Genomic DNA, 25,364 nt, shown 5'->3' with positions numbered 1-25,364 from the left:
GGCGTGCCGGGCCGCCGGTCACCGCACGAGGCGGACGGTCTTCGCCGCCGGGGCGAACGTCGCCGTCTGGCCGCGGGTGAGCGCGACCGTGTCGGCTTCCAGGCCGTCGCCGAACGCGACCAGGCGGTCGGACTCGACCTCGACGGTCAGCGGCGTGTCCGTGAGGTCGCCTTCGGTGTGCTCGGTGCCCGTCGACGGCGACGGCCACGCTTCCCGGACGAACCACACCAGCCGGGCCTCGCCGGGCCCGGGCAGGCGCAGCGCGCTGTGGCGTTCCCGCCACACCGAGCCGCACCAGCCCGTGGCGCCGGTGCCCGTCCCGACCAGGATTCCCGACGACGCCTGGCGTTCCGCCGTCCCGCCGGCGGCCAGCCGGTAGCGGGCCGTCTGGTGCCCGGCGTGGCCCAGGTAGATCTCGTTGAGCGCCAGGAGCCGCTGCCCGTCGTCCGCGGTCAGCTGCGCCATGGTCCGGTGCTCGACCGTTCCGGTGCTGCGCAGGAGGTCCGCGACGGCGTCCGGCGGGTGCTTGACCAGGACGCCCGGCGCGGTAGGGGCCACGCCGATCACCGGCTGGCCGTCGAGGTACTTGGCCACGTTGGCGATCAGGCCGTCCTGGCCGACCACGACGACGACGTCCTCCGGGGTGAACAGGAACCGGTCGAGGTCGGCGCGTTCGACTTCGCCGCGGCGCCAGTCCAGCGGGATGGCCGCCGACGCGGTGGCCAGCGCGACGCGCACGGCGGCGTCGGCCGCGGTCACCTCGGCGAGATCGCGGCCGCGCGTGCGGAGGAAGAACTCCGCCTGGCCGCGCGTGCCGTGCCGGGCCACCAGCTCGGCCAGCTCGGTGCGCCGGTGCACCAGCACGACACGCGGCGCGAGGCTCACGACCGCGCGCCCAGCTTGGTCAGCAGCGGAGCCAGCAGATCCGGCGTCAGTACCAGGTTGTCGATCCGGGGCAGGTTGCCGGCCAGCTCCTTCAGTGCCAACCCGGTCAGCACACCCTCGGGCAGATCGCGGTACGCCGCCAGCCGCGCGGCTTCCCCGGCCGCTTCGGCTTCGCCGAGTGCGCGCTTGCCGTCCGCTTCGACCTGCGTGAGGCGTTCCCGGCGGAGGGCCTGTGCCTCGGTTTCGATCCGGCTCGCCGCCGCGGCCTCCTCGGCCTGCCGCCGGGCGTTCGCGCCGCGCTGGGCGAGCAGCTGCTCCTCACGGCGTGCCAGCTCGATCTGGTTCTGCAGCTCGTTTTCGCCGATGGCGCGCTCGCGCTCGACGGCCAGCGCGCGGCGCTCGTAGGTCGCCCGGTCGGCCTCCTGCTGCACCTTCTCCCGCGCGGTCGTCTGCAGGGCTTTTTCGACCTCCGGCTCGGCCCGGATGGCGACGACACGGACGTCGACGACGGCCGAGCCGGTCTGTGCCAGGCGCGTGTCCTCCTCGGCGAGCCCGGCGCGGATCCGGTCACGGACCGCCCGGACGCCGTCGACGAGCGCGGTTTCCAGCGGCGTGCGGGTCAGCACCTCGACGGCGTACTGCTGGACGTTCTCGGTGAGCAGCCCGCTGATCTGGCCGAGCGGATCGCTGCGCCAGCGTCCGGTGTCGGGGTCGATGGAGAAGTCGATGCGCTGCGCGGCCAGCGCGGGATCCTCGATCCGGAAGGTGAGGGCGAGCTGGACGGTGACGTCCTGGAAGTCGGCCGTGCGGGCGTGGAACAGCAGCGGCAGCTCGCGGTCGTCGACCGGGACCTCCGAGATGACCGCGGTGAGCGGCCGGAACCAGAACGACAGCCCGACGCCGTCGTGCGCCAGCTCGCCCCGGCGGTAGTGGCGGATGTGGACGGTGGGTGCCCCGCGCAAGTGCCGGAACCCGAACCGGCGGTCGATGTCGGCCATGAGCCCTCCTCTTATCGTCAGGCTGACGATATTGGGTGACGGGTCTAATCGTCAAGCTGACGATTAGCCGGTAGGGTGGTGGCATGGGTCACCCGCCGTTCGCCGTCACCGTCGACCTCGTCGTGCTCACCCTGACCGGGGACGAGCTGTGCGCGCTGGTGGTGCGCCGGGGCGTCTCGCCGTACCTGGGGGAGTGGGCGCTGCCGGGCGGCTTCGTCCGCGAGGACGAGGACCTGGCCGACGCGGCGCGGCGCGAGCTGGCGGAGGAAACGGGACTGGCCCCCGGCACCGTCCACATCGAACAGCTGGGCGGCTACGGCGCACCGGACCGCGACCCCCGGATGCGGGTGGTGACGGTGGCCTACCTGGCACTGGCCCCGGACCTGCCGGCACCGCGAGCGGGCACGGACGCGGCGGAGGCCCGCTGGGCCCCGGTGCGCGCGCTGAGGCAGGAGCACCTGGCGTTCGACCACGACCGCATCCTGGCCGACGGCGTCGAGCGGGCCCGGGCGAAGCTGGAGTATTCGCCGCTGGCCACGGCGTTCTGCGCCCCGGAGTTCACGGTGGCGGAGCTGCGCCGGGTGTACGAGCTGGTGTGGGACACGCGCCTGGACCCCCGCAACTTCCACCGCAAGGTGACGGGCGCGGAGGGCCTGCTGGAGCCGACAGGCCGAACGACAACCCGCGACGGCGGCCGCCCGGCCCGGCTGTACCGGCGAGGGAGGGCGGAGCTGCTGTACCCACCGATGCTACGAAGTTGACGGCCCCGAGGTCGGCCCGCAAGCGCCCCAAGGCGGCCTTGGTTGCGTGAGACGCACCGAAGGCGGCCTTGGTTGCGCGAGACGCACCGAAGGCCGCCTTGGTTGCGTCTTGCGCACCCAATGTGGCCTTCGGGCGCTTCTCGCCGAGGCAGGCCCCCGGCGATGAGCCGTGAGACGATCGAAGAGGCCCGTCGCCGCTACGCCGCGGGCGAGACACCGGCCGACATCGCGACCGCACTCGGCGTCTCCCGTGCGACGATCTACCGCCACTTGCCTGGCGAGGATTAAATGAGACGATTTATGAGACTTATCGAGACGTACTGAACAGCAGCGAGAACTCCGTCTTCTGCGGCACCAGCCGGTACGGCGGCAGCACGCCGGGCCCGCAGGATGCCGACCCGAGGCCGTGCTGGGCCGTATCCAGTGTCACGTGCACCCACGGTCCAGCCACCAGGTCCGACGTGTGCCGGGCCGCCTCCAGTTCCGCCGCCGTCCAGCGGCGGGCCGTGAACGCGAACCGCGGGTCGCCGTCGATGCGGATGCCCCTGCCGTCCGGGTCGGTCAGGCGCGCCCAGCGCACGTCGATCCGGTTGCCGTTCTCCTGCGGGTACACGTACGGCGTCTGCAGGCCGTCCACGCTGCTGGAAAACCGCCCGATGCGCGCCGCCTGCCTGCTGTCCGGGTACGCCTCGCCGGGGCCGCCGCCGAACCACTCCGCCGAGCCGAACGTGCCCGGCACCGCCATCGTCAGCCCGAGGCGCGGGATGGTCTCCGGCACCGGGCCGTCCGGCGTCACCGCCACGCGCAGCCGCAAGCCGTCGTCGAACGCCGTCCACGTGTAGTCGGCGAAGAAGCCGAACGCCTGCGCCGGCGGGGCGACGCGGGTCCGCACCACCAGCTCGTCCCCGTCCGCGTCGACACCGATCACGCGGTGCTGCATCCGGTGCAGGCCCGCCTCGCGCCACAGCGAAGCGTCCGGCCGCCCGGCCGACGCGCCGCGGTCGTTGTCCGTCGTCGCGCGCCAGACGTCCAGCCGCGGTCCGCGCACCGCGTGCCCGCCGAACGTCGTCATCGCGCCCGTCGCCGGGTCGAACTCGCCGTCGCCCAGGATCAGCCGCCCGGCCGTGCGGAACACCGGCCCCCGCGCCGGGCGGGACGGCCGCGGCGGTGCGGGCGACACCAGCAGCTGGCCCCACCCGGCGACGTGCCCGGCCGGCGCCCACGCGGTCGCGTCCGCCAATACCGCCGAGACCGTCAGCCAGGATTCGCCGCGCGTGACAGGCAAATCGGGCCGTGGCACCACGACGCTCTGTCCGGAATGGACCACCGGAACGTCGAGGACACCCCGGGCGACCGCCGTTCCTTCGTCCTCGAGCACCCAGGTGAAGGCCAGGTGCGCGGTCGAGCGGAAGTCGTAGTGGTTCGACACCCGGATGCCCGCCGGGTCGGGGCCGACCCGGACCGGCTCGATGATCTTCGCGTACTCGGCCAGCCCGGGCGACGGCGTCCGGTCCGGGAAGACCAGGCCGTCGATGACGAAGTTGCCGTCGTGGATCGGCTCGCCGAAGTCGCCGCCGTAGGCGAAATGATCCGCCGTGACGAGCCCGTGGTCGATCCATTCCCAGACGAACCCGCCCTGGCAGTTCGGGTACCGCTCGAACAGCTCCCGGTACTCCAGCAGCCCGCCCGGGCCGTTGCCCATCGCGTGCCCGTACTCGCAGAGCAGGAACGGCAGCTCCCGGCGCCGCGCGTTCGCGTCGTCCCGCTGCCCGATCCGCTCCACTTCGGACGGTGTGGCGTACATGCGGCTGTGGACGTCCACATAGGAGCAGTCGTGGTCGCCCTCGTAGTGCACCGGCCGCGTCGGGTCGCGGTGACGCACCCACGCGGCCATCCGCGCCAGGTTCTCCCCGGTGTGGCTCTCGTTGCCGAGCGACCAGAGGATGACGCTGGGCCGGTTCTTGTCCCGTTCCACCGTGCGCCGCATCCGGTCGAGGCAGGCCTCGGCCCACATCGGTTCGCCGCTCGGGTTGCGGTCCCAGCCCAGCGGCCCGAATCCGTGGGTCTCCAGGTCGCACTCGTCGATCACCCACAGGCCGTACTCGTCGCAGAGCTCGAGGAACGCCGGATCCGGCGGGTAGTGGCTGGTCCGGACGGCGTTGACGTGATGGCGCTTCATCAGCAGGACGTCGGCCAGCGCGGTCTCCGGGGACACGACCCGGCCGGTGCGCGGGTCGTGCTCGTGGCGGTTGACCCCGCGCAGCAGCAGCCGCCGTCCGTTGACCTCGAGCTGCCCGTCCTCGATCGTCACGGTCCGGAACCCGATCCGCACCGGCACCCGCTCGGCCGCGGTGGACAGTGTTCCCGCGTACAGCCGCGGTGTCTCGGCGCTCCACGGCTCGACCGGCAGCGCCAGCGGCTCGCCCGCCGGGTGCCCGGAGACGCCCAGTTCGGGGATGTCGAGGACGACGTCCGGCCCGGTCTCGACGCGGACCGTGCCGAGGCCGGACTCGTGGTCGTAGTCCGCGCGGATCCAGTGGTCGCCGATGCCACCGGCGGGCCGGGCGAGCAGCGTCACCGACCGGAAGATGCCCGAGAGCCACCACATGTCCTGGTCTTCGAGGTAGCTGCCGGCCGACCACTGGTGCACGCGCACGGCCAGGACGTTGCCCCGCGGCCGCAGCAGCGGGCCCACCTCGAACTCCGACGGCAGCCGGCTGCCCTTCGTGACGCCCAGTTCGACACCGTTGAGCCAGATCCGGCCGCACGAGTCGATCCCGTCGAAGCGCAGCACGGCGGGCCCGGCGGGCCAGTCCGCCGGCAGGTCGAAGCGCAGCCGGTGGTCGCCGGTCGGGTTCTCCGACGGGACGTGCGGCGGGTCGACCGGAAACGGGTAGTGCACGTTCGTGTAAGCGGGCCGGCCGTGGCCGTGCAGCTGCCACAGCGACGGCACCGGCAGCTCGTCCCACGCCGAGTCGTCGAACTCGTCGCCTTCGACGCCGGGCGGTGCGGCCGCGACGCTCGGCGAGAGCCGGAACCGCCAGGTGCCGTTCAGCGACAGCGACGGCGCGTCGGAGGTGAAGGCCGCGCGCGGAGGCAGCGCGCCGTAGCCGGGTCCCGGGTCTTCGACGTACGACATGGCGTCCTTCCCACGCTCGCCGTGAACGCTCCCGTGAACGTTCACGGCACGCTCGGAAGTGTGCGTGGCGGCACGCGGGAGTGTCAAGGGATCAGGCGGATTCGCGCAGGTGGAGGGCGGCGCGGACGACCAGCTCGGCGGGTCGGAGCGGCACGGCACCGGTCACGAGCCGCGCGGCCTGCTCGACGGCCAGCGCGCCGAGCGCGCGGGTGTCGACGGCGACGCTGGACAGCTCCGGTTCGACCAGGGTGCCGAGGGCCAGGCCGTCGAAGCCGATCACCGCGAGGTCGGCGGGCACGCGCAGGCCGAACCGGCGGGCTTCGCGCAGGGCGCCGATGGCGATGACGTCGTTGAAGGCGAACACGGCGGTGACGTCGGGGTGCGCGGCGAGCAGGGTGGCCAGCGCCGCGCCGCCGCCGTCGACGGTCTGGGCGGCGCCGGTGATCCACCCGGGCGCGAGGGCGATGCCGTGCTCGGCCACGGCCCGCCGGAACCAGCGTTGCCGGACGCTCGGCTCGCTGCCGCCCTCGTCGTCCAGCATCCCGATCCGCCGGTGACCGCGCGAGACGAGGTGGGCGACGGCGTCACGGACACCGTCCTCGCCGTCGATCGCGATGCCGCTGAACCGCGGCGTGCGCGGTTCGCGGCCGATCAGCACCACGGGAATGCCCGCGGTGAAGCGGTCGAGGTCCTCCTCGGACCGGCCGAAGTAGCCGACGACGGCGTCGACCTGCGTGCCGATGACGCGCAGCGTCGCGAGCTCCTGCTCGGCGTCGCCGGCGGTGTCGTACACGACGACGTGCCACCCGCGGGCCCGCGCCGCCTCCAGCGCCCCGGAGGCGACCTCGGTGAAGAACGGGTTGAGCAGGTCCGCCACCACCAGGCCGACGGTGGTGGTGTCCGGCCGGACCAGGCCGCGGGCGAACCGGCTCGGGCGGTACCCGAGCTCCCGGGCCGCGTCGAGGACGCGCTGCTTGGTCGAGCCGTCGATCTCGGCCTTGTCGTTCAGCGCGCGCGACACGGTCTGCCGGGACACCCCGGCGGAGCGGGCCACGTCGTGGATCGTCACCCGCCGGGGTTCCGTGCTGCTCGGGGACACGCGTCGAGTATGCCCGCCCGCGGCCGTCCCGCTACCCGGCCGGGGTGCGTTCCCGCCGCCTCGAGACGACGCGCCAGCCCACCGCCAGCACCACCACCAGCACCGGGATGGAGGAGAACGCGATCTTCTCCGCGCCGTCGGAGAAGCCCATCAGGACCACCACCAGCGCCAGGAAGCCCAGCGTCGCCCACCCGCTGTAGGGCGCCCACGGCATCCGGTAGGACGGCCGCTCCAGCTCGCCGCGCAGCGCCGCCTGGCGCAGCCGCAGCTGGCAGAAGACCAGCGTCGCCCAGGTCGTGATCACCCCGAGCGAGGCGATCGCGATGGCGATGTCGAACGCCTCCTTCGGCACCAGGTAGTTCAGCACCACGCCGAACAGGTAGGCGACCGAGGTGAACAGGATGCCGCCGTAGGGCACGTGCCTGCCGCTCATCCGGCTGACGAACGACGGCGCCTCGCCCCGCTCGGCCAGCGAACGCAGGATCCGGCCGGTCGAGTAGAGGCCGGAGTTGACGCTGGAGAGCGCGGCGGTGAGCACGACGGCGTTCATCACGTCGCCGATGCCCGGGATGCCGAGCCTGCTGAACACCGTGACGAACGGGCTCTCGCCGGCGTTGTAGAACGGCCACGGCAGCAGCATCGCCAGCATCAGGACGGACCCGACGTAGAACACGCCGATCCGCCAGACGACGCCGTTGATCGCCTTCGGCAGCACCTTGCGGGCGTCCTTGGTCTCGCCGGCCGCGATGCCGACGACCTCGATGGCCGAGTAGGCGAAGATGACCGCCTGCAACGTCATCAGGGCGATGCCGACCCCGGCCGGGAAGAATCCACTGTGGCCGGTCAGGTTGTGCGCGCCGGCCGGGGTGCCGCCGATGTCGGCGCCGGTGAGCACCAGACCGACGGCCGTGACCAGGAAGACGACGATGGCCAGCACCTTGATCACCGAGAACCAGAACTCCAGTTCGCCGAACAGCTTCACCGAAAGCAGGTTCACGGTGAGCAGCACTCCGAGCGCGACGAGCGCGGTGATCCACTGCGGCACGTGCGGCAGCCATTTGTGCACGTAGATCGCCACCGCGGTGATCTCCGCGATGCCGGTCATCGCCCAGTTCACCCAGTACATCCACCCCGAGGCGAACCCGGCCCACGGGCCGATGAACTTCCGCGCGTAGGTGACGAAGCTGCCGGAGCTCGGCTCGTGCAGGACCAGCTCGCCGAGCGCGCGCATCACGAAGTAGGCGGCCACGCCGCAGATCGCGTAGGAGAAGATCAGCGACGGCCCGACCTGGTGGAGCTTGCCGCCGGCGCCGAGGAACAGCCCGACGCCGATCGCGCCGCCGATGGCGATCATCTGCACCTGGCGGTTGCCCAGTGCTTTCGAGTAGCTTTCACCTTTTTCGGTGAGCAGCGAGGAATCCATGGTTGCCAGACGCTAGAGCGAGTGCGGCAGGTCACCAAGAAGCCTAAGGAAGACTTAAGGTGTGCCGGAGGTCACGGCGTGGTTTTCCTCGCTGCCGCCCGGTTTCGATTTGACAGGGCCGCCGCGCGTCCGGCCGGACGGCGCTTCTAGGCTGACGCCGTGGACCTCGCGGCGCTGCTGGACCGGATCGCCGGCGACGTCTCGGCCGACATCGGCCGGGGCGCCGTCGCCGACTACATTCCCGCGCTGGCGCGGGTGGCGCCGCGGCGGTTCGGCATGGCGGTGGCCGAAGTGGACGGTTCGCTGCACGGCACCGGCGACTGGGAACAGCCGTTCTCCCTGCAGAGCATGTCCAAAGTGTTCACATTGGCGCTGGCGCTTTCGCACGGCGAGGGCGTGTGGGCGCGGGTCGGGCGCGAACCGTCCGGCAACCCGTTCAACTCGCTGGTGCAGCTGGAGAACGAGGACGGCATCCCGCGCAACCCGTTCATCAACGCGGGCGCGCTGGTGGTGACCGACGAGCTGGCCCGGCACGGCGACGCGGCGGACGCGCTGCTCGGTTTCCTCCGTGCGGAGTGCGGCCGGGCGGACATCCACGTCGACCCCGAGGTGGCCGCGTCCGAGGCCGCCCACGCCGATCGCAACCGCGCGCTCGCGTACTTCATGGCGTCCTACGGCAACATGCGCCACCCGGTGCCGTCGGTGCTCGACCAGTACGTCCGGCAGTGCTCGATCGCGATGAGCTGCGCGGACGTCGCCCGCTCGGCGCTGTTCCTGGCTCGCCACGGCGTCCGCGACGACGGCACCCGGCTCCTGGACTCCAGCGCGGCGAAGCGGATCAACGCGGTGATGCTGACGTGCGGCACCTACGACGCGGCGGGCGAGTTCGCCTACCGCGTCGGCCTGCCCGGCAAGAGCGGCGTGGGCGGCGGCATCGTCGCGATCGTGCCGGGCCGGTGCGCGGTCTGCGTGTGGAGCCCGGGGCTGGACGCGCGCGGGAACTCGGTGGCGGGCGTGTCCGCGTTGGACCGGTTCACCACGCTGACCGGCTGGTCGGTCTTCTGACTCAGCGCAGGTAGTTGTAGACGCTGGCCCGCGAGATCCCGAGCAGGTCGGTCACGACCGGCACCGCGTTCTTCAGCTCGAGGAATCCGCGTTCCTTCAGCAGCCGCACCAGCGCCTTCTTCCCCGCGGCGGGCAGGCTGCGCGGGGTGTGGCCGCGTTCGGTCGCGTAGTCCTCGACCAGCGCCCGCAGCTCGTCGCCGGTCCGGGCGCGCAGGGACTCCGCCAGCGGGGCCGGTTCGTCGGTGCGGGCCAGGCGCGTCAGGGCGCGGGCCGCCGAGCCGAGCAGGGACACGTCCAGGTTGAGGCACAGGGCCGCGACGTATTCGCCGTCGCGGTTGCGGATGCCGATCGACGTGCTCTTCGCCGGGCGGCCGTCGGGGAAGCGGTTCGGGTAGTTCTGCAGCACGTCCGGGAAGCCCGGGTCGGCGATCCGCGCCAGGCCCAGCTCGGTCGCCGGGTCGCCGACCGCGCGGCCGGACAGGCCGCCTTCGATCGCGCGGACCGCGTGGGCCGGGTCCCGCAGGTCGTGCAGCACGACCTCGCACAAGCCGGGGAACATCCGCCCGACCGCCCGCGCGATCTTCTCGGCCTCGCGCAGCAGCAGCTCGTCCTCGGTCATCCGATCAGCTCCCGCAGCTTGTCGGCCGCCTTCAAGCCGGATCCGGTGAGCACGACGACCGTCGTCTCGCCCGGCCGGATCGCGCCCCGCGCGCGGAAGACGTCGACGGCCGCGGCGGCGGTCGCGCTGGTCGGCTCCGCGTAGAGACCCAGCGACGCCAGCCGGCGGGCCGCCGCGGCGATGGCGTCCTCGGTGACGGCCGCGGTGTCGCCACCCGACCGGCGGATCGCCGCGACGACCTCCGGCAGCCGCACCGGCTGCCGGATCGCCGTGCCCTCGGCCACCGTCAGGGCGAACGGCGGCGGCTGCCGGTCGTGGAACGCGGCGTCGAGCGGGGAGCAGTTGCGCGGCTGCGCGACGAGCAGGCGCGGCCGCCGCGCGATCGACCCGGCGGCCAGCAGCTCGCCGAACCCGAGGTCGCAGCCGAGCACGATGCTGCCCGCGCCGGCCACCGTGACGATCGCGTCCGGCGCGCGGAAGCCGAGGTCCTCCCACAGCTCGTACGCCAGTGTCTTGGTGCCCTGCAGGAAGAAGGGGTGCCAGTTGTGGCTGGCGTACGTCGTCCGCGCCGACCGGCGGACGGCTTCCGCGGCGGTGTCGTCGCGTGTCCCGGGCACCAGCTCGACGGTCGCGCCGTACGCGCGGGCCTGCAGCACCTTCGCCGGTGACGTGTCCTCCGGCGCCAGCACGGTCGCCGCGATCCCGGCGGCCGCGCTGTAGGCCGCCACCGACGAGCCGCCGTTGCCGGAGCTGTCCTCCAGCAGCTCCGTGACACCGGCGGCCGCCAGCGCGGAGATCATCACGCTCGACCCGCGGTCCTTGAAGCTGCCGGTCGGGCTGAACCACTCGAGCTTGAACCGCACGTCGCCCTCGCCCCACGGCCGCGGCACCAGCGGCGTGCAGCCCTCGCCGAGCGAGACCGGGCGCAGGTCGCCGGGGAGGGCGGCCCGGTAGCGCCAGAGCGACCGGACTCCCGTGTCGACGTCGCCGGGTCGCAGACCGGTGAGCGGAGTGACCGTCAACGGCGCCCCGTCGTCGCCGCGCCAGCGGAGCGGGTCGCCCGGGTAACGCGTCCACGAACGCTCGTCGGCGTACCAGTACTCCACAGCCACCTCCACGCTTGGACAGTACGTCAAAGCATAGACGATCTGTCCACTGCTACCGATCGGTACGCGAATCGCTTTCAGCTTCTTCTAGGGAAAACCTGTCATCGAAGAGTGGAAAATTCTTGTCGAAAACCCGTAGGGCACGGGACTGGAGGTACCCATGGTGTCCGGCTGAATACCCGCAGTCGCCCCGCTCGCCGGGCGGGCCGCGGCCGGTGGGGGAGCGCGGGGTCGCCCGGTTCGCCTCCGGTGAGCACGGCGAATCCGGGGCGTCCGCAAATCCACAGTGGACGGATCGGTCGCGGGGAAGGCGAAAGGAGCGGTTCCGGGGAGCGGGTCGGCGCCGGTCGGGAAAAGCGCGGGAACAATGTGTGCCGGGCAATCCGGAATTCCGTCGATTCGCCTCCTGCCGGGCGTGCTGACGAGTCGTGGCCGGTTTCGCCGCCACGGCCTTTTGTGCTGCCCGGGAAAAGGCGACGCCCGCCGGACGCCGTGGTCCGGTGTGATCAGCCGCACTGCGTCCAGTGGCTGAAATGGCTTGCCCCATCCGGAGGTGTGTGGCACACGGACCGCAGGTCCCGCCCCCGCGGCGGGCTTCCCGGCGCGTGGAACGTGACGGCGACGTTAAATTCTTGCGTCCCCGGGCTGGTCGATCCCGCATTTTCTGAACCGGCGAGACGAAAATGTCGTGGGTTGTTGACGACGACGGCCGGAACCCGCTTAAGTACACCCCGTTGCCATCACTCTTTCGTGCGTAGCGGAGTTCCCATGCGTGTCTCGAAAGCCGACCGCGGATCGGCCGACCTGGTCGTCGCCGTGTCGCCGTTGCGGTGGCCGTCGGCACGCGGCGTCGCGGCCGCCGCGCGCGGCGGCGGGCTCGGCGTGCTCGACCTGACCGGCGGTGCCGCCGGCGAAGAGCTCGCCCTGCTCGGCGAGTGGAACGTCCCGGTATTCGGTGTCCGCTTGACGCGCTCGGCGGTGGACCTGCCGGAGGCCGCGGCGACCGTCCTGCTGACCGAAGACACGCCGTGCACCGCGCGGGACTTCCCGGGACGGCGGGTGCTGGCCGAAGTCGGCAGCGCGGCGTCGGCCGCCCGGGCCGTCGCCGGCGGTGCCCACGGCTTGATCGCGCGCGGTCACGAATGCGGCGGCCGGACGGGTGACCTCAGCACGTTCGTGTTGCTCCAGGCGCTGCTGGCCGACGAAACCCTCGACGTCCCCGTGTGGGCCGCCGGCGGGATCGGCCCGCACACCGCCGCGGCCGCGGTCGCCGGCGGCGCGGCCGGGGTCGTCGTCGACACCCAGCTCGCGCTGCTGCCGGAAGCCGAGCTCCCGGCGAGGCTGACCGCCGGCCTGACCGGGCTCGACGGCTCCGAGACGACCGTCGTCGACGGCGTGCGCGTGCTGGCCCGCCGCGGCGCCGAACCCGTCGAAGCGGGCCAGGACGTCTTCCTCGCCGCCCGGTTCCGCGACCGCTGGGGCACGGTGACCGCGGCGGTCCGCGGGATCGCCGACGCCGTCGGCGAAGCGCTGCGCGGCGAAACCCCGGTGCTGGGCCCCGGCACCGCGGGCAGCCGCGCGCTCGGGACCGCGCTGCCGATCGCGCAGGGCCCGATGACCCGCGTCAGCGACCAGCCCGCGTTCGCCGCCGAAGTCGCCGCGGCCGGGGCGCTCCCGTTCGTCGCGCTGGCCCTGTCCGGCCCGCAGCAGACCCGTGACGTGCTGGAGCGGACCCGCGAAGCCGTCGGCGGCGCACCCTGGGGCGTCGGCGTGCTGGGCTTCGCCGCCGAAGACGTCAAGGCCGCGCAGCTGGCGGTGATCCGCGAGCTGCGGCCCTCGCACGCGATCATCGCCGGCGGCCGCCCGGCCCAGGCCGCGGCTCTGGAAGACGCCGGGATCGCGACGTTCCTCCACGTGCCCTCACCCGGGCTGCTCAAGCAGTTCCTCGAGGCCGGAGCCCGCAAGTTCGTCTTCGAAGGCGCGGAGTGCGGTGGCCACGTCGGGCCTCGCAGCAGCTTCCCGTTGTGGGAGGCGCAGCTCGGCGTCCTCGCCGATTTCCTCGCGGCCGCGCCGGACGCGGCCGCGGACCTGCAGCTGCTGTTCGCCGGCGGGATCCACGACGCGCGGTCGGCCGCGATGGTCGCCGCCCTCGCCGCCCCGGTGGCCGCGCGCGGCGCCGCCGCCGGCGTGCTGATGGGCACCGCCTACCTGTTCACGCGCGAGGCCGTCGGAGCCGGCGCGGTGCTGCCCGGGTTCCAGCGGCAGCTGCTCGCCGCCCGGCACACCGACCTGCTGGAAACCGCGCCGGGGCACGCCACCCGCTGCGTCCGCAGCCCGTTCACCGAGGAGTACGCAGCGCTCAAGGCGCAGCTCGCCGAGCGCGGCGTGCCGAGCCGTGACGCGTGGGAGCAGCTGGAACAGCTGAACGTGGGCCGGCTCCGGCTGGCCAGCAAGGGCGTCGAACGCGTCGGCGACGAGCTGCGCGACGTCGGCGAGGACCGCCAGCTCGCCGAAGGCATGTTCATGGCGGGCGAAGTCGCCGTGCTGCGCTCGGCCGTCACCACGATCGCCGACCTGCACACCGCGGTCGGCGAGGGTGCCGCCGCGTTCCTGCGCGAGCGGGCCGCCGCCTTCGGCGCCGTGACGCCGGAACCGCCCGCGCCCGCGCCGCTGGACATCGCCATCGTCGGGATGGCCTGCATGTTCCCGCAGGCGCCCGACCTGGCCACGTTCTGGGCGAACGTCCTGGCCGGCACCGACGCGGTCACCGAGGTCCCGCCGCAGCGCTGGGACACCGCGCTCTACTACGACCCCGAAGGCCAGGGCGAGCGGACGCCGTCGCGCTGGGGCGGGTTCCTGCCGGAGATCGGCTTCGACCCGCTGCGCTACGGCATCCCGCCGTCGTCGCTGGCCAGCATCGAACCCGTGCAGCTGCTGGCACTGGAGGCCGCGCACCGCGCGCTGGCCGACGCGGGCTACGCCGGCCGCGCGTTCGACCGGGCCCGCACGTCGGTCGTGTTCGGCGCGGAGGCGGGCAGCGACCTGTCCAACGCGATGACCCTGCGGACCGTGCTGCCGTCCTATGTGGGCGAACTGCCGTCCGAACTGGACGAGCGGCTGCCGCGGATCACCGAGGACTCGTTCCCGGGCGTGCTCGCCAACGTCATCGCGGGCCGGATCGCCAACCGGCTCGACCTGGGCGGCGCGAACTACACGGTCGACGCCGCGTGCGCGTCCTCGCTGACCGCGGTCGACGTCGCCTGCAAGGAGCTGGCCGCCGGCACCAGCGACCTGGTCCTCTGCGGCGGCGCGGACCTGCACAACGGCATCAACGACTACCTGCTGTTCGCCTCGGCGCACGCGCTCTCGCCGACCGGCCGGTCGGCGACGTTCGACAGCGCGGCGGACGGGATCGCCCTCGGTGAAGGCGTCGCCTGCGTCGCCCTGAAGCGGCTCGCCGACGCCGAGCGCGACGGCGACCGCGTGTACGCGGTGATCAAGGGCGTCGGCGCGGCTTCCGACGGCCGCGCGCTGGGGCTCACCGCGCCGCGGCCGGAAGGGCAGCACACCGCGCTGACCCGCGCCTACCGCAACGCCGGTGTTTCGCCGGCGCGCGTCGGGCTCGTCGAGGCGCACGGCACCGGCACCGTGGTCGGCGACCGGACCGAGCTGGCGACGCTGACCAAGGTGTTCACCGAGGCCGGCGCCGCACCCGGTGGCTGCACGATCGGGTCGGTGAAGTCGCAGATCGGGCACACCAAGTGCGCCGCCGGGCTCGCCGGGCTGATCAAGACCGCGCTCGCGCTGCACACCGGCGTCAAGCCGCCGACCCTGCACCTGTCGGCACCGAACCCGGCGTGGGACCCCGCCACCAGCCCGTTCGTGTTCCAGTCGGCGGCCCAGCCGTGGGCCGCCCCGCCGGCGGAACGCATCGCGGGTGTCAGCGCGTTCGGCTTCGGCGGCACCAACTTCCACGTCGTGCTCGGCGCATACGACGGCGGCCTGCCGCCCGCCCAGGCCGGCGACGAGTGGCCCGCGGAGCTGTTCACCTTCACGACGGAGTCCGCGGCGCGGGCACTGCTGGCACTGGCCTCGGAAGTTCCGGCGGGCCACGAGCCGTGGCGGCTGCGAGACCTCGCCCTGAGCGCGTCGCGGCGAACGGAGGCGGCCGGTGGCCGAGTCCGGCTGGCTGTCGTCGCATCCACTGTGGACGATCTGGTTACGGTGCTGCGCAAGGCGTTGGCTGGTGAGCCTGCGCCAGGCGTGTATCTCGCCGGCGAGGACGAGCCCGGCGAGGTCGCCGTGCTGTTCCCGGGCCAGGGCAGCCAGCGGCCGGGCATGTTCGCGGAACTGTTCGTCACCTTCCCGGAGCTGCAGCGGTTCCTGCGGCTGGACCCGCCGACAGCCGACGTCGTGTTCGGCCCGGCGGTGTTCGGGGAGGCGGCGCGCCAGGCCGCGGCCGGGCGCGTCACCGACACCCGCGTCGCCCAGCCGGCCCTCGGCCTCGCCGGGCTGGCCGCGTTCCGGCTGCTGAGCCGCGCCGGCGTCCGGCCCGCGATGCTCGGCGGCCACAGCTACGGCGAGCTGACGGCGCTGGCCGCGGCCGGAGCGTTGACGCCGGAAGCGCTGCTGCACGCCAGCCACGCCCGCGCCGGCGCGATCGTCGACGCCATCCCGGACGGCGACCCCGGCGCGATGGCCGCGGTCTCGGCGTCGGCCGCCGAGGTGCGCGCGGTCCTGACCGGGTCCGGGGTCGTCTTGGCCAACCACAACTCACCGCGCCAGACGGTGATTTCCGGGCCGACTCCCGACGTCGAGGCCGCGGTGACGCAGCTGCGTGCGGCCGGGCTCGGTACGAAGCGGATTCCGGTCGCGTGCGCGTTCCACAGCCCGCTGGTCGCGCCGGCCGGGGAGGCGTTCGGACGGGCGCTGGAGGCCATCGGCGTGGTGCGGACCGCCGTCCCGGTCTACGGCAACCGGACCGCGGGACCGTACCCGGACGACCCGGACGGCATCCGCGACGAGCTGGCCGCGCAGCTGGGCGCGCCGGTCCGGTTCGTCGAGCAGGTCGAGGCGATGTACGCGGCCGGGGCGCGGGTGTTCGTCGAGGCCGGGCCGGGGACGGTGCTGGCCGGGCAGGTCGACGCGATCCTCGGCGATCGTCCGCATCGGACGGTCGGGTTCGAGCGCGGCCGCCGTGGCCTGCCTGGTTTCCTGGACGCGCTGGCGGAGCTGGCGGTGGCGGGAGTGCCGGTGGAGACGGGCTGGCTGTTCCGCGGGCGCGACGCCGTCGACGCGGCGACGGCGTCGCGCCCGAAGCGCCCGGGCTGGACGGTGGACGGCCACCTGCTGCGAGCCGCGGACGGCACGATCCCGGCGGGCGCCTTGCGTCCGGCGGAGCGGGTGTCGCTGGGCGTGACGGCGGAGGCGCCGACGTCGGAGGCGATGGTGGCGGACTTCCTGCGCACGAGCCGCGAGATGATCGCGGCCCAGCGCGACGTGCTGCTGGGCTTCCTGGGCGCTCCCGCCGGTCCCGAGCGCCCCAATGCGGCCTTGGTTGCGTCTGACGCACCGAAGGCCGCCTTGGTTGCGTCTGACGCACCGAATGTGGCCTTGGGGCGCTCTGTGCTGGAGACGGTGGTGGGGGTGATCGGGGAGCGGACCGGTTATCCGGTGGAGATGATCGAGCCGGATCTCGATCTGGAGGCCGATCTGAGTGTGGACTCGATCAAGCGCGCCGAGATCGCGGGCGAGCTGGCGTCCCGGCTGGGGCTGACGGGCGGTGACGTGGAGGAGTTCGCGAAGGCCCGCACGGCGGCTGGGATCGTCGAGCTGATCGGTGCCGAGCGCCCCAATGCGGCCCTGGTTGCGTCTGACGCACCGAAGGCCGCCTTGGTTGCGTCTGACGCACCGAATGTGGCCTTGGGGCGCTCTGTGCTGGAGACGGTGGTGGGGGTGATCGGGGAGCGGACCGGTTATCCGGTGGAGATGATCGAACCCGACCTCGATCTGGAGGCCGATCTGAGTGTGGACTCGATCAAGCGCGCGGAGATCGCTGGTGAGCTGACCGCTCGCCTCGGTGCTGGTGAGGTGGAGGAACTCGCGAAGGCCCGCACCGCGGCCGGGATCGCCGAGCTGCTGGTTGCGCCGACGGCGGCGAGTCCAGCTCCGGTCGAGCGGCAACCGGTGGATGCCGGGCCGGGTGGGCTGGGAGGCGCCGGCGCCGCGCCGGAGGGGCACGACCCTGGCCGCACCGGGACGGGCGGCGTGGGTGCCGCGCCGACCGGGCATGTCCCGAACGCCGAGCCGCGGCCCGTCATCGTCGCGCCCAGGCGGTACCTCATGGCCGAGTCCGCCCTTGCCCCCACCCCGGATCCCGACGTCGCCGGGTGCCGGTTTCTCCTGCTCGGAACCGGCTCCTTCGCCGAGGCCGTCCGCGCCGAGCTGACCTCCCTCGGCGCCCACGTCGAAACCGGTCACGACGTCCGGCCCGGCTTCGACGGCTACCTGCACCTCCCCGGCAACGACCCCGTCCTCCCCGCCGCCTTCCCGCTGTATCAGGCCGCTCTCGCCGGGCAGCCTCGGTGGCTGCTCACCGCCGGACCGGCCGATGGTCTGCGCGGCTTCTACCGCTGCGTCGCCCGCGAATACCCCGGCACGGTCGCCCGGGTCGTCGAAGGCGCCGACGCGCGCGGCTTCGTCGCCGAACTGTCCACCGCCGACCGCGAACCCGTCGTCATCCGGGACGGCGACGCCCGCACCGGGCTCAAGCCCGTCGAAACCGACCTCGGGCTGCTCGGCCGCAGCGGTGCCGGCCCCGCCGGGGACGGCGTGGCCGAAGCGGCCGCGATCGGGCTCGACCGCCAGTCCGTCGTCCTGCTCGTCGGAGGCGCCAAGGGCATCACCGCGCGGTTCGCCGAAACCCTCGTCGGCGCCACCCGCTGCCGCGTCGAACTGCTCGGCCGGACACCCGTCCCGCCCGCCGACGACCAGTACCCGCACGCGAAAGACGCCCAGGACCTCCGCGCCGCCCTCATCGCCGACGGGCTCAAGCGCCCCGCCGAGATCGAACGGGCCGTTCGCCGCATCCAGGGCGAACGCGAGGTCAGGGCCACCCTCCGGCAGCTCGAAGCCCTCGGCAGCCCGGTGCGCTACCAGTCCGTCGACGTGCTCGACGCCGAAGCCGTGCACCGGGCCGTCAAGGAGATCCACGCCGAGCACGGCCGGCTCGACGGCATCGTCTACGCCGCCGGCGTGATCGAGGACAAGCTCGTCGCCGAGAAGGCACCGGAGTCCTTCGCCCGCGTCTACCGCACCAAAGTGGACGGTGCCGGGACGCTCCTGGAAGCGACCGCCGACCTGCCGGGCGAGCCGAAGTTCGTGGTCCTGTTCGGCAGCATCGCCGCGGCACTCGGCAACCGTGGCCAAGCCGACTACGCCGCCGCCAACGACGCACTCGAAGCCCTCGGCCGCCGGTGGCCCGCCGGGCGCGCGGTGACCGTCCACTGGGGACCGTGGGCGCCGACCGGCGAGCACGACGGCATGGTGACGCCCGAGCTGATGCGCGACTACGCCCGCCGCGGCATCGAGCTGATCGATCCCGAGGAAGGCACCCTCGGCCTGCTGCGGGAACTGGCCTGGGGCCGCCCCGACGTCTGCGCCGTCGTCCACACCGCTTCCGGGTGGTGACCGGCGTGCGCGTGGCGATCGTCGGCATGTCGGTGCTGCTGCCCGGCGCGCCCGACCTGGCGGCGTATTGGCGCAACCTCGTCGGCGGCGTCGACGCGATCACCGAGGTACCGCCGGAAAAGTGGGACGGCAGCCACTACGCGCCGGGCGAGCGCCGGGCCGACCGCGTCTACTGCCGGCGCGGCGGGTTCGTCGACGAACTGGCCGAAGTGGACGTCACCGGCTTCGGGATCATGCCGAACTCCGTGCCCGCCACCGAACCCGACCAGCTGATCGCGCTGCGGGTCGCCGCGCAGGCCGTCGCGGACGCGGGCGGCCCGGACCGCCTGCCCGCCGACCGCGCGAAGGCCGGCGTGGTGCTCGGCCGCGGCGGGTACCTGACGCCCGGGCTCGTCCGGCTGGACCAGCGGGTCCGCACCGCCGGCCAGCTCGTCCGGACGCTCGGCGAGCTGCTGCCCGAGCTGGGCGCCGACCGGCTCGACGCCGTGCGGCAGGCCTTCACCGACCAGCTCGGCCCGGAGGCGCCGGAGTCGGCGATCGGGCTCGTGCCGAACCTCGCCGCGTCACGCCTGGCCAACCGGCTCGACCTGCGCGGCCCGGCCTACACCGTGGACGCCGCCTGCGCGTCCTCGCTGATCGCCGTGGACCACGCCGTGCGCGAGCTGGCCACCGGCCGCTGTGACGTGGTGCTCGCCGGCGGCGTGCACCACTGCCACGACATCACCTTCTGGAGCGTGTTCACCCAGCTCGGCGCGCTGTCGCCGACCGAGCGCATCCGGCCGTTCCACCGCGACGCCGACGGTGTGCTGATCGGCGAAGGCACCGGCATCGTCGTGCTCAAGCGCCTGGCCGACGCCGAGCGGGACGGCGACCGCGTCTACGCGGTGATCACCGGCACCGGCGTCGCCTCCGACGGCCGCACCGCGAGCCTGGCCAGCCCGGACTCCGGTGGCCAGGTCCGCGCGGTGCGCCAGGCGTGGGCGGCGGCGGGCCTGGACCCGGCCGCCCCGGACTCGCTCGGGCTCCTGGAAGCACACGGCACCGCGACCCCGGCCGGCGACGCGGCCGAGCTGGCGACCCTGGCGGAGGTCTTCGGAAGCCGGGGGAGGGCGGTCCTCGGCTCGGTCAAGTCGATGATCGGGCACACGATGCCGGCCGCCGGGATCGCCGGGCTGGTCAAGGCGGCACTGGCCGTGCACCACGGCGTCCTGCTGCCCACCCTGCACTGCGACGACCCGCATCCGGCGCTCGCGAAGACCCGGTTCTCCACTTCGGACACCGCGAAGGAGTGGGACGCCGAGGTGCGCCGGGCCGGGGTCAACGCGTTCGGCTTCGGCGGCATCAACGCCCACGTCGTCCTCGAACAGGCCCCGGGACGCGCGACGCCGGTCGTGGTGATCGAGCCCGAACGCGTGCTGCGGCTCGCCGCCGGCAGCGTCGACGAGCTACGCGACCTGCTCGACCGGCCCGGCGCCGCGGTGACCGGCGACGGCCCGGTCCGGCTCGGCGTCGTCGACCCGACCCAGAAGCGGCTGGCGCTGGCGCGCAAGGCGGTCGCCCGCGGCCGGGCGTGGCGCGGCCGCAACGACGTCTGGTTCGCCGACCGGCCGCTGCTCGGGCCGGGCGGCGGCAAGCTCGCCTTCGTCTTCCCCGGCCTGGAATCGGAGCTGACGCTCGACTGCGCCGACGTCGCCCGGCACTTCGGGTTGCCGTGGCACCACGCGGACGTCGAAGTCGGGGACGTCGGCCGCCAGGGCACCGCGGTCTTCGAGCTGGGCCGGCTGCTGCACGCGGCGCTCGGCCGGATCGGCGTCCGGCCGGACGCCGTCGCCGGGCACAGCCTGGGGGAGTGGACGGCGATGGCCGTCGCGGGCGTGCACGCCGAAGCCGAGGTCGACGCGTTCCTCGCCGGGTTCGACCCGGACGCGCTCGTCGTCCCCGGTCTGGTCTTCGCCGCCATCGGCGCTCCCGCGCCCCGCGTGCTCGACGAGCTGGCCGGGCGCCCGGACGTCGTGCTCTCCCACGACAACTCCCCGCACCAGGCCATGGTCTGCGGCCCCGCCGCGGCGGTCGACGCCCTCGTGACGCGCTTCCGGGACGCCGGGATCGTCGCCCAGGTGCTGCCGTTCCGGTCCGGCTTCCACACCCCGATGCTGCGGCCCTACCTCGGCCCGATCGCCGAAGCCGCCGCCCGCTTCACCTTGCACCCGCCGAAGCTGCCGCTCTGGTCGGCGACCACGGTGTCGGAATACCCGGCCGCCGAGGCGGAGGTTCGCGAGCTGTTCGTGCGGCACCTGCTGGAACCGGTCCGGTTCCGGCCGCTGGTCCAGGCGATGCACGCGGCCGGGGTGCGCGCGTTCGTCCAGGTCGGCGCCGGACAGCTCGGCTCGCTGGTCGGCGACACCCTGCACGGGGCCGAGCACCTCGTCGTGGCGGCGCACTCGGCGCACCGGCCCGGCCTCGCGCAGCTGCGCCGGGTGGCGACCGCGTTGTGGGCCGACGGGCTCGACGTCGACTTCACCCGGCTGCCCGGCGAATCCCCGGCCGCGGCCCGGGCGGTGAAACTGGACCTCGGCGGCCGGCTGATCTCCCTCGACGACGAGGTCCGCGCCCGGATCGCCCTGCCGGCCGTCCGCCGGTCCGCGGTGGACGACCTGGCCGGGAAGGGCCCGCTGGCCGCGGAACTCGCGGCTCTTCTCGCCGACACCGCCGAGCTGGCCGCCACGGTGCTCGCCGGACCGGGACGGCGGCTCCCGGCGCCGAAACCGCTCGACACCAGCCTGCCCGTGTCCGTCGAGGCGATGCCCTACCTGCTCGACCACTGCTTCTTCAAGCAGCCGCCGCGGGCCGACCCGGGCGACCGCTGGCCGGTCGTGCCGGCCACGACGGTCATCGACCACCTGATGGGCTTCGCCGAGCAGGCCGCGCCCGGCCGCCGCGCGGTCGCGGTGCACGACGTCCGCCTGACCCAGTGGATCACGGCGGTCCCGGCCGTCACCGTCGGCGTGCGCGTCCGTCCGCAGGGGCCGGACCGGGTGCTCGCCGCGCTGGACGGCTATTCCCAGGCCGTCGTCGAGCTGGCCCCGGCGTACCCGGCGGACGCGCCCGCGCCGTGGCGGTTCCCGGCGTCGGCGGAACAGGCGCCGGACACCACGGCGGCCCAGCTGTACACCGAGCGCTGGATGTTCCACGGCCCGTGCTTCCAGGGCGTCACCGAGCTGACCGCCGTCGGGGAACGGCACGTGCGGGCCCTGCTGACGACGCCCGCGGCTCCCGGCGCGCTGCTCGACAACGTCGGCCAGGTGCTCGGCTACTGGATCATGTCCCGGCTGACCGAGCGCACCACCGTCTTCCCGGTGGCCATGCGCGAAATCCGGTTCCACGGCCCCCACCCGGCGCCGGGCGAGCGGCTGGAGTGCCTGGTCAAGATCACCTCCCTGACCGGGGAGTTTCTCGATGCCGACATGCAGCTCGTCCACGACGGCCAGGTCTGGGCCGAGTTCACCGGCTGGCGCGACCGGCGGTTCGACAGCACCCCCGAAATCCGCCAGGCCGACCGGACGCCCGAGCGCGCGACGCTGTCGAAAGAGCAGCCGGGCGGCTGGGCGCTGGTGCACGAGCAGTGGCCGGACCTGGCCACCCGTGAGCTGATCATGCGCAACTACCTCGCCGGCCCCGAACGCGACGTCTACGAACACCGCCCGCCGCGCGGGCGGCGGCAGTGGCTGCTCGGCCGGATCGCGGCGAAGGACGCGGTCCGCCACTTCCTCTGGGCCGGTGGCGAGCCCGAGATGTTCCCGGCCGAGCTGCGGATCGGCAACGACGGCGCCGGCCGGCCCCTGGTGACCGGCGCGTACGGCCGCGTGCTGCCGCCGCTGACGATCTCGCTCGCCCACCGCGGCGAGGTCGGCGTGGCGATCGCCCGGCGCGGGCCCTGCGGCATCGACGTCGAAGAGGTCGTCCCGCGCACGGAGTCCACTGTGGACGCCGCGCTCGGCGCCGGGGAGCAGGCCCTGTTCGCGGGCCTGAGCGGGGATCCGGAACGCTGGTTCGCCCGGTTCTGGACCGCCAAGGAAGCCGTGGCGAAACGGCTCGGCACCGGCCTGCGCGGCGATCCCCGCGCCTTCGCGGTGGTGGCCGCGGCTCCGGACGAGCTCACCGTCCGCGCCGCCGGTGCCGACTACCGCGTCCGCTGCGCCGACGTCACCGGACTGCCCGGCGCGCCGCCACGCCGTTACGTCGTCGCCTGGACCGAAGAGACGAAGGAGACCGCGGAATGAGCATCGAGACCACGGCCGCGAACGAGGTGACCGTGCTCGCGCAGCTGGCCGGGATGCTGCGCGAGCTGCTCGAGGAGTACGGCCTCGACGACACCGGGATCACCATGGAGACCGCCTTCCACGACGACCTCGAGCTGGAGAGCGTCGACCTCGTGGCGCTGTCCGGGCAGCTGCGCGAGCACTACGGCGACCGCGTCAACTTCGCCACCTTCATCGCCGAGCGCGACCTCGACGAGATCATCGCGCTGACGGTCGGTGAACTGGTCCGGTACATCGTCGCGTCGCTGCGGGCGACGGCGTGAGCCGGATCCAGGCGGGCGAACTGGACGTGCACGTCCAGCGCCTCACGCCGGACGTGCCGCTCGACGGCGACGCGCCGATCGTCGTGTGCGTGCACGGGCTGCTCACCGACAGCCTCGCCAGCTACTACTTCACGCTCGGCCCCGCGTTCGCCGAACGCGGCCTCGACGTGCTGATGTACGACCTGCGCGGGCACGGCCGCACCACGCGCCCGGCCTCCGGGTACCGCCTGGAGCGGTTCGTCGGCGACCTCGTCGCGGTCCTCGACGCGTGCGAGGTCACGCGGCCGGTGCACGTCGTCGGCAACTCCTTCGGCGCGTCGGTGGCGCTCGGATTGGCCGCCGCCCGGCCCGACCGGGTGGCCAGCGCCGTGGTCATCGAAGGCGAGCCGCCGACGGCGGAGTGGACCCGGCACATGGCCGACGGCCTCGCCGACGCGAAGACCCGGCTGGCCCTCGACGAGGTCATCGGCTGGATCGCCGACCACCACGGCGCGCACACCGCCCGGCTGTCGAAGGCGGCGAACAAGATCCTCCAGACCACCACCATCGCCGAGGACATCCCGCGCAGCGCCACGATCGCCGCCGATCTCTCCGCGGTCCGCTGCCCGGTGTTCGCGATCTTCGGCGGCGACTCGGGGCTGGCCGCGCAGGTGCCGCACTTCGAGGCGCACCTGACCGGCTGCCGCTGCGTCGTGCTGCCCGACCAGGGCCATTCCGTGCTGGTCGAGCGAACCGCCGAGGTGATCGAGCTGGTCTTCGCGTGGGTCCGCGACACCTCGCGCGCCGCGGTGCGGGAGCGGTAGTGGCCCGGTTCCTGTTCGTCGTCCCGCCCCTGGTCGGGCACGTCAACCCGGCCGTGGGCGTCGCGGCCGGACTGGCCGCGCGCGGGCACGAGGTCGCCTGGGCCGGGCACGAGGAGCTGCTGTGGCAGCTCGCGGGCCCGGACGCGCTGGTGTTCTCCTGCGGCCTCCCGGCGGGTGCGGGCGAGCGTCCGGCCGGGCTCAAGGGCCCGGCCGCGCTGCGGTACCTGTGGGAAGGCTTCCTGGTCCCGCTGGCCGACGCGATGGCGCCCGGCGTGGCCGCGGCGATCGAGGCGTTCGCGCCGCACGTCGTGGTCGCCGACCAGCAGGCACTGGCCGGTGGGCTGCTGGCGGAGGCCCGCGGCCTGCCGTGGGTCACCTCGGCGACGACGTCGGCCGAGCTGGTCGACCCGCTGTCCGGCATGCCGAAGGTCGCGGAGTGGGTGGAGTCGCTGCTCGACGGGCTCCGCACGCGCATCGCCGGCGGCCGCGGCACGGCGGACCCGCGGTTCTCCCCGCACGGCGTCCTGGCGTTCACGACCCGCGAGCTGCTCGGCCCGGCCGCGGTGCCGCCGCAGGTCCGGCTCGTCGGCCCGGCCCTGGGCGCGCGTCCGTCCACAACGGACTTCCCGTGGGAGTGGCTGGACCCGGCCGTGCCGACGGTGCTGGTGTCACTGGGCACGGCCAACACCGAGGCGGGCGCGGGCTTCCTGGCGGCCGCGGCCGAGGCGTTCGCCCGGCTGGACGCGCGGGCGGTGCTCGCCGACCCGGGCGGGGTGCTCGCCGCGGTGCCGCCGAACGTCCTGGTGCGGCCGCGGGTGCCGCAGCTGGCGCTGCTGAGCAGGGTGGCCGCGGTGCTGTGCCACGCGGGCCACAACACGGTGTGCGAGGCGCTGTGGCACGGGCTGCCGCTGGTGGTGGCCCCGATCCGCGACGACCAGCCGATCGTGGCGGCCCAGGTGGTGACGGCGGGAGCGGGCATCCGGCTGCGCTTCGCCCGCCCGGACGCGGACCGCATTGCGGAGGCGGTCGGGAAGGTGCTGCGAGAGCCGTCGTACCGCCGGGCCGCGGAGGCGGTGGGGGAGTCGTTCCGCGCGGCCGGGGGAAGTGCCGCGGCGGCGGGGCAGCTGGAACAGCTCGCGCTGGAGAGCCTGGCCCGCCCGCGGCCCTGAAAGCCGGAAATTTACTCCGAAAAATC

General features: G+C 73.8%; 15 protein-coding genes. 8 read left to right on the top strand and 7 right to left on the bottom strand.

All coding sequences use genetic code 11. The features are described 5' to 3' along the window. Window positions 1-18: 18 nt before the first annotated feature. Together BT341_RS27270 and BT341_RS27265 are read right to left on the bottom strand one after the other, a co-directional pair. Entirely contained in the window at window positions 19-885 is an 867-nt protein-coding gene (locus BT341_RS27270; RefSeq protein ID WP_072478994.1) for an NAD(+)/NADH kinase, read from the bottom strand. Further along, a complete protein-coding gene (locus BT341_RS27265; RefSeq protein WP_072478993.1) occupies window positions 882-1,883 on the bottom strand; it encodes an SPFH domain-containing protein in 1,002 nt (333 codons plus the stop codon). The genes BT341_RS27270 and BT341_RS27265 overlap by 4 nt, the downstream gene beginning before the upstream one ends. A gap of 83 nt (window positions 1,884-1,966) precedes the next feature. On the opposite strand from BT341_RS27265, the gene BT341_RS27260 reads away from it, so the two are divergent. Further along, entirely contained in the window at window positions 1,967-2,644 is a 678-nt protein-coding gene (locus BT341_RS27260) for an NUDIX hydrolase (RefSeq protein ID WP_072478992.1), read from the top strand. Between the two features lie 120 nt (window positions 2,645-2,764). Then, complete coding sequence (locus BT341_RS27255) at window positions 2,765-2,932, top strand: helix-turn-helix domain-containing protein (RefSeq protein ID WP_084743007.1); 168 nt, start codon at window positions 2,765-2,767, stop codon at window positions 2,930-2,932. 19 nt (window positions 2,933-2,951) lie between these two features. Here BT341_RS27255 and BT341_RS27250 read toward each other — a convergent pair whose 3' ends face one another. From BT341_RS27250 to BT341_RS27240, 3 genes are all read right to left on the bottom strand, one after another. After that, window positions 2,952-5,783, bottom strand: coding sequence for a glycoside hydrolase family 2 TIM barrel-domain containing protein (locus BT341_RS27250; RefSeq protein ID WP_072478991.1), 2,832 nt, complete (start codon window positions 5,781-5,783; stop codon window positions 2,952-2,954). A 91-nt stretch (window positions 5,784-5,874) separates the two neighbouring features. Beyond that, window positions 5,875-6,882 carry a LacI family DNA-binding transcriptional regulator gene (locus tag BT341_RS27245; protein ID WP_245805114.1) on the bottom strand — a complete coding sequence of 336 codons (1,008 nt, stop codon included), beginning with the start codon at window positions 6,880-6,882 and terminating at the stop codon, window positions 5,875-5,877. Window positions 6,883-6,913: 31 nt separating this feature from the next. Next, complete coding sequence (locus BT341_RS27240) at window positions 6,914-8,305, bottom strand: amino acid permease (RefSeq protein ID WP_072478989.1); 1,392 nt, start codon at window positions 8,303-8,305, stop codon at window positions 6,914-6,916. A gap of 159 nt (window positions 8,306-8,464) precedes the next feature. Between BT341_RS27240 and BT341_RS27235 the strand changes: the two genes are divergently transcribed. Continuing rightward, a complete protein-coding gene (locus tag BT341_RS27235) occupies window positions 8,465-9,370 on the top strand; it encodes a glutaminase (RefSeq protein ID WP_072478988.1) in 906 nt (301 codons plus the stop codon). Between the two features lies 1 nt (window position 9,371). Here the strand turns inward: BT341_RS27235 and BT341_RS27230 are convergent, their stop codons facing one another. Together BT341_RS27230 and BT341_RS27225 are read right to left on the bottom strand one after the other, a co-directional pair. Beyond that, on the bottom strand, window positions 9,372-9,989 hold the full coding sequence (locus BT341_RS27230; RefSeq protein ID WP_072478987.1) for a helix-turn-helix transcriptional regulator: 618 nt from the start codon (window positions 9,987-9,989) through the stop codon (window positions 9,372-9,374). Next, window positions 9,986-11,107, bottom strand: a complete 1,122-nt coding sequence (locus BT341_RS27225) for a pyridoxal-phosphate dependent enzyme (protein WP_245805113.1) — start codon at window positions 11,105-11,107, stop codon at window positions 9,986-9,988. The genes BT341_RS27230 and BT341_RS27225 overlap by 4 nt, the downstream gene beginning before the upstream one ends. A 756-nt stretch (window positions 11,108-11,863) precedes the next feature. Between BT341_RS27225 and BT341_RS27220 the strand changes: the two genes are divergently transcribed. From BT341_RS27220 to BT341_RS27200, 5 genes are read left to right on the top strand one after another with little or no spacing between them, the layout of a single operon-like run. Continuing rightward, window positions 11,864-18,784, top strand: coding sequence for a type I polyketide synthase (locus tag BT341_RS27220; protein WP_072478985.1), 6,921 nt, complete (start codon window positions 11,864-11,866; stop codon window positions 18,782-18,784). Continuing rightward, the gene (locus BT341_RS27215; RefSeq protein WP_072482201.1) at window positions 18,781-23,064 is read left to right on the top strand and encodes a type I polyketide synthase; all 4,284 of its coding nucleotides are present in this window, start codon (window positions 18,781-18,783) and stop codon (window positions 23,062-23,064) included. Before BT341_RS27220 ends, BT341_RS27215 begins: the two co-directional genes overlap by 4 nt. Continuing rightward, complete coding sequence (locus tag BT341_RS27210) at window positions 23,061-23,366, top strand: acyl carrier protein (protein ID WP_072478984.1); 306 nt, start codon at window positions 23,061-23,063, stop codon at window positions 23,364-23,366. The genes BT341_RS27215 and BT341_RS27210 overlap by 4 nt, the downstream gene beginning before the upstream one ends. Next, entirely contained in the window at window positions 23,363-24,169 is an 807-nt protein-coding gene (locus tag BT341_RS27205) for an alpha/beta fold hydrolase (protein WP_072478983.1), read from the top strand. The genes BT341_RS27210 and BT341_RS27205 overlap by 4 nt, the downstream gene beginning before the upstream one ends. After that, window positions 24,169-25,338: a glycosyltransferase gene (locus BT341_RS27200; protein ID WP_072478982.1), complete on the top strand. Its 1,170-nt coding sequence runs from the start codon at window positions 24,169-24,171 to the stop codon at window positions 25,336-25,338. Before BT341_RS27205 ends, BT341_RS27200 begins: the two co-directional genes overlap by 1 nt. The last annotated feature ends 26 nt before the right edge of the window (window positions 25,339-25,364 follow it).

This window comes from Amycolatopsis australiensis, assembly GCF_900119165.1.
Taxonomy (GTDB): Bacteria; Actinomycetota; Actinomycetes; order Mycobacteriales; family Pseudonocardiaceae; genus Amycolatopsis; species Amycolatopsis australiensis.
Note: the sequence above shows the minus strand (reverse complement) of the source record. Positions and strands in the feature narration are given on the sequence as shown.